Genomic DNA, 5,925 nt, shown 5'->3' on the forward strand with positions numbered 1-5,925 from the left:
AACATAAGCGCGCTCTCGTCCTTACCGCAAGAAAATTTGTGCGTCTGGTGTTTGCACTCCTAAGCGAGCATCAACTCTATGTCGCTCGATCGGAGACGATAGAGTCTTAAGAAAATGGACTTTCTTAAGGATGCATATCCACTAAAGATACCGAACGAATTTTCTTATTTGTATCGATTTAGTTAAGTGCGCTTAAATTTCTTTAAGTATGGTGTATTTCTTACCATTATTCTCTTGACTTAATACCATAATGCTAATAATATTTAGTTCGTATTTTTCTACTTAATGTTCATTAGTTCTGTTCTATATGAGCTTTACTCAATTGACATTGAGACAAATTTATCTAAGGACAGATTACAATTTAATACAAAGATTTGCTAGATAGTCTTTTCCATATTGGGTTAGTCTGTTTGCGGAATCTTGTGATTCGTAAAAATCAATCATTGCAAATCCGGCATTTAGTTGTCCACGTATTTGTGATTCCAATGTGTGACTAAACTCATACCCATACTTCGGATTTATTTCAATGACTCCTTCTTCTTCTAGTTGTCTTGAGTTAAATGGCAAACTATATTTTAAAAATAATTCTTTTTCGGGGTAATCCCAAACGGTATCTGCATCATACATATAAATCCAAGGATTCATGTAGCCAACCATTAACAAGCCCCTTTTTTTAAGACTCGATAAGATTCTCGCCACATATTTTCTAAATTTCTATATACGCATTCGATACAGGACAAAATATAATATCAAAGCTTTCATCATCAAATGGGAAGTTTTTTGTCATATCCGTTTGAACTGTAGTCATTGCTAACTCTTCTCTATCAGCAACGAGTCGATCAGAATCAAGTTGCGCTTCAGAATAGTCCATTATTGTATTTTAATAGCCCTTAATAGAAAATATTGGACCTTGTTGACCACCACCACATGCTAGTCCTAAAAGCTTATTTCCTTTTGCTTTTTCAAACCATTATACTGGAACAACTTTTCTAATTGTCAGTGCGACTTCTATCGGTTTATACTTGGCTTCCATTAATTTCTCATGACTTATTGGAATAGTAAAAGAATTCCTTTTTTCTAGAAATTCTATTCCATCTCTCTATTAAAATCGTTGTATGTTGACATTATTCCATCTCTTTACTCTAAATAAATTTTATCTAGTCTTCCTTAATTCTTATTTTGACAAACTCACTTTAAATTACATTTAAGAAAAGTTATTTATTTTTTCTTATTTTTATTTGTGTCCATTATAATACCAGTAATCATTCCAGCTAGTAATCCAAAACCAGGTGCATAAGCCCAAACTAGTGGAGTATCAAGGAATAATCCTAATATAACTGCAAATATGGCACCACCAAGTAATCCAAAACCTATTCCATAGCTAAGATAATAATTTTTATTATCTTGTTTATTATTATTATGTTCAGGCATATTGCATCAATCTCTCCGATATCTATATTGAAAGCTTAAAACAAATAAGATATTGAGTTTTACTCAATTCTTATCGAGACAAATTTACTTTCACGAAGTTCTAATGATACTTCCTTTAAGGCAGTGACATCTTCAATTCCTTTGTAAACTTTTGTAATAATGTCCATTTTGACATTGATACACCTCCATAGTGCTTCTAGTGACAAACAATTTAAGATAATGCAAGGTCCCTCTTCGGATAGAGAGTGAGCGTCCCGCCTATCCCGACCACAATAATCAAAATCGATAGAACAAGATAAATAGGATTTAAGCTCATTTCATTTAATAGATAGCTTGTCTCGAAATATTTAAAGGGGATAATATATTTCAAGAAACTAAGACGATCAACCGTATTAATAAGGGATGAAATTAGAAAAGTAATCATCAAAATACTTACGGATATATTTCCGGATTTTTTATGGTTTTTACTGATAGATGAGATCAACATGCCAATACTTAAGAAGATCATTTGAATAATAAATAATGCAACAAATGTAAGCCCGATAAAACGATAAAAGTCTTCACCCTTATCATAACTAAGTGTACTTAGAATCATCGCTAACAAAGTGACCAGGTTTAATAGGCCTAAATTTATAATAGCTGCTATGGTTTTTCCAACGATTACTCTTCTTCTAGAAATAGGGAGCGTAAATAAATATTCAGCTGTACGATCGCGTTCTTCTTTCGCAATAAGGGAGCTCCCTAACAAAATTGCTTGTATCCCCAGTAATAAATAAAGATAAAGGGATATTGATCCGATAAATCCATTAAGGCTGCTTAAGGTAAAATCTTGCATTCCTAAAACAGCAAGCATCTCTTGTGGAATTGCTGCTATTAACTCATCAATTGCAGGATTTCCCGCAAAGGATTCGTACTCAATCATCCAGACCGTCACCAAAAAGGCAATAGCAACACCCCAGATTATTACTGATTTTAAATTTGCCTTTAATTCTCTTTTAACAATGTTCATCTCATGCCTCCTAAAGCGAATGGATATCTCTTCTATTATAAAGCAAGTAACTACCTACCAACGAAATAATGATTATTCCAATGGCTAGCCCAAATAATTTCAAGTCATAGATACCATCGATTAAAATAACACCTGGTTCAAAGTAATAATAAGGACTAATATACCCTAGCAAATCACTATCAATGATTCCTCTCACTGAGTTTATAACATAAAGACCGATAGCTAGTCCCATCGAAAGACTTAAAACGGATCGAATCTTTTTAAAGAGTAGGGAAATAAACATCCCGATGCTCATAAATAGCAGTTGAAACACTGGGACCGTTAAAATAAGTTTCAACACATGGGCTAACCTATAACTCTCACCGCCATTAAATAGACGTAGTGCAATCAAGGAGCTGATTCCGACAGCAATTGCTGACACGAACAAACTCAAAAAAGCTGCAGAAAACTTGCTAAAATAAATGGTACTTCTTGATACTGGTTTACTTAATAAGAAATCAGCCGTCAGTTCACGTTCTTCTTCTGAAAGGATTGAAAACCCATAGTTCGCACTTTGAATAGCGATTGCCAGCTGGATCATCCCAAAAGTTAGTGTGAAATAGCCTATTAGACTAGCTATGGATAGTCCTTCTTTGATACCTAGTGCTTGTAGCATTTCTTCCGGAAAACTATTCATAATCGAATCAAATGATGCCGCATCTTTCGCTAAAGCCGGGAAGAATGCCATGTAAAAAATCATAAATGCCGATAAGGACAGTGACCAAATAAGGATTGATTGTTTCTTCATTATTAATTCATGCTTAAATATATTCATTTTCCCCACCTATTCATAATAATGCATAAATATTTCTTCAAGTGTTGGTTCTTCAATAGTAATGTCTTTTGCATCAATGGAGCTAAGAGCTTTTGTTATGAGGTTAATATCGCCCTTATAGAAGAAAGTAAGTTCATCCTCTTCCTGGATTAATTCGGTCACTCCATCTAACTCAAAGGTTTCCTTGGATAAATCGTCTCCAACAACCGCTATTTTCTTATAATTATTTTCTCTTAATGTTTGAATATCTTCCACTTCTACAATCGAACCTTCCTTGATAATGGCTACTCGATTACAAAGTTCTTGGACCTCACTTAAGATATGAGAGGAGAAAAAAATGGTTGCGCCCCTTTCATTTTCTTCTTTGAGTAAATTAAAAAACTTTTGTTGCATCAGTGGATCTAACCCACCTGTTGGCTCATCTAAGATAATCAGTTTCGGTTCATGTAATAATCCTTGGACAATCCCAACTTTTTTCTTGTTTCCATAAGATAAATCATCAATTCGGCGATTTAAATCGAGCTCCATAATATTAGAAATCTCTTTAATTCGCTTCGTACAATCCTTGTCATAGAAGCTCGCTGAATAATTTAGCAAATCTATCACTTTCATTTTATCATAGTAAAAGATTTCTGAAGGTAGATAGCCAATATCTTTACGAACTTCAGGACCAAATTCAATCGCATCTTTGCCAAATAACTTAGCTTCCCCTGATGTTGGATATATTAGACCCAAGAGTAATCGAATCGTAGTTGATTTACCCGCACCATTAGGACCGATAAAACCAAAGATTTCCCCTTCTTTTACTTCTAAGTTTACATCGTTGATTCCTAGCGATCCTCCATAATACTTTGTTAAATTTTTTATTTCGATGACATTCATAATTAAATCTCCTTCCACACAATTTAATTGAACTACCCCCACCTAACATTCTCACGAATGTTTGAGGAAGGGGATTCCGTAAGGACACCCTAAAGGCGACCCATGCTCGTTCAACTAAGCATAGGTTTTTCTACTTTCCAACCGCCGCAAACCTATTTTCTCAACATCTATTAAAGCATGTTGGGGAAATAGTGCGCTCCAGGAGCACAACTTACAAGGGTAAACTCAGACACATATTAATTAATGTGAGTGTTTCGTTTTCTACAGGTATGAACAACCTTACTAACAATACCAAGATGAATACAAGCCACCCTAGCTTAAACCATAGTTCACCGAGTCTTTTATTTGCATAAATCCAATTCTCTTTTGATGCCATCGACCTTTTCGTTCGATAGCCGATAAAATAGTTAATGTTTTTAGGCTGCTTTTTAGAAAAGAGATAGTCAAAAACAATCATTATTAAAGGTAATATCAAATCATATAACCAGGTTGGATCGTTCATTTGTATTCTCCTCTACTAATGCACCTATGGTAACTAGTCTAATTATAAATAATCTTTACTCTAATCCTTTTCTTATTCTTGGTGCTAGTACGAGATAGACTGCCCCACATAATGCAAGGACGATGCCAGAGTAGCTCAATATCTGAGTCCATGCCCCGCTTTGAGACAAGATCATATCGGTTCCTTTATAGGCCCAATAGAAGGGATCCCAGTAAAAGAAAGGCTGCCAGAAGTCGCTGAGGATTTCAACAGCCAGAACACCAGCTATCAACGGCAGAAATAACAGTTTTATACTTCCTGCAGCACTGATTATATCTTTATTTGTAACACCTTGTATAAAGCCAACGAGTACGCTCAACAGACTGGTCACAAGTATGATCAGCATCATCTGCAGGATATTTATTCCGCCAAAACCTGTAATAAAGATGATGGCCGCTGTTCCGAAGATGGTCAGCAAAACACCCATGACAGATTTCCCGAGTATGAACGTTGTTCTGGATGTGGGCGTGACATTGATCGCACTCAATGTATTATCCACTTTTTCTTCTACCATATTCAAAGCAATCAGCATACCACCAAGGATTGAAATAAAAAGAATGGCTCCATTAACCAGGCTTTTCTTTAGTGGCGGAACCGTTTGTCCGAGTTCTATCAATTCTGCATTTGTATCTTCCACATTGATGTCCGACTCGTATAGCCCATTGAGTAATTTAGCATAATCGATGACCCCTTCAGATTCATTTCCCTGAGTCATGATATAGTAACCCTCATCTTCAGGAAGAATCCCGACAATCGAATCTCTATCCTCAACACGGTTTCTAATTTCGTCTTCACTTTCAAAGACTTCTATATCAGCAAACTGTTCCAGATAGGTGATCTGCTCTTCATTCTCTCCCTCTAACAAAGCGAGATTAACCGTTGTATCGTTTATCCCCGGTGTAAATACATTGATCAATACGCCAAACAAAATGGGCATGACAAGGATATAAAGTGAAATAAAATCCTTCACATTTACTTTTAAGTCTCTTTTAAATATGGTCCATATTCTTTTCATCACGTTTATCCCCCTCGTATAATAAGTTTATAGTTAAGATCTTGGTTTTGATCTTAACTCTTCAATCACTCATGAGTGATTGAAGGTCACCCCCATGGGGATGATAAAATTGGAATTTAATTCTTTTTGTTCCTTGATAAATTCATATAATAACACTGTTTTGCTTTGTCACTCCGGGCTATCCCCGTGTAAAATAGAACTAGATGGAAGTAGGTTCTAAATGGGAAAAGGCT

Annotated in this window: 6 protein-coding genes and 1 pseudogene; all 7 read right to left on the bottom strand. The window is 35.4% G+C overall.

The window, feature by feature from the left end; all coding sequences use genetic code 11:
* Positions 1-354: 354 nt before the first annotated feature.
* A pseudogene (locus tag BM098_RS12765) lies at positions 355-1,090 on the bottom strand (class I SAM-dependent methyltransferase).
* 128 nt (positions 1,091-1,218) lie between these two features.
* On the bottom strand, positions 1,219-1,431 hold the full coding sequence (locus BM098_RS12770; RefSeq protein WP_089833971.1) for a hypothetical protein: 213 nt from the start codon (positions 1,429-1,431) through the stop codon (positions 1,219-1,221).
* A 211-nt stretch (positions 1,432-1,642) separates the two neighbouring features.
* On the bottom strand, positions 1,643-2,440 hold the full coding sequence (locus BM098_RS12775) for an ABC transporter permease subunit (RefSeq protein WP_089833973.1): 798 nt from the start codon (positions 2,438-2,440) through the stop codon (positions 1,643-1,645).
* A 10-nt stretch (positions 2,441-2,450) separates the two neighbouring features.
* Positions 2,451-3,254: an ABC transporter permease subunit gene (locus BM098_RS12780; protein WP_089833975.1), complete on the bottom strand. Its 804-nt coding sequence runs from the start codon at positions 3,252-3,254 to the stop codon at positions 2,451-2,453.
* A gap of 9 nt (positions 3,255-3,263) precedes the next feature.
* Complete coding sequence (locus BM098_RS12785; protein ID WP_089833976.1) at positions 3,264-4,136, bottom strand: ABC transporter ATP-binding protein; 873 nt, start codon at positions 4,134-4,136, stop codon at positions 3,264-3,266.
* Positions 4,137-4,347: 211 nt separating this feature from the next.
* Positions 4,348-4,638: an SdpI family protein gene (locus BM098_RS12790; protein ID WP_089833978.1), complete on the bottom strand. Its 291-nt coding sequence runs from the start codon at positions 4,636-4,638 to the stop codon at positions 4,348-4,350.
* A 55-nt stretch (positions 4,639-4,693) separates the two neighbouring features.
* On the bottom strand, positions 4,694-5,692 hold the full coding sequence (locus BM098_RS12795; RefSeq protein ID WP_234987504.1) for an ABC transporter permease: 999 nt from the start codon (positions 5,690-5,692) through the stop codon (positions 4,694-4,696).
* Between the last annotated feature and the right edge of the window lie 233 nt (positions 5,693-5,925).

The organism is Halolactibacillus halophilus, from assembly GCF_900115605.1.
Classification (GTDB): domain Bacteria; phylum Bacillota; class Bacilli; order Bacillales; family Amphibacillaceae; genus Halolactibacillus; species Halolactibacillus halophilus.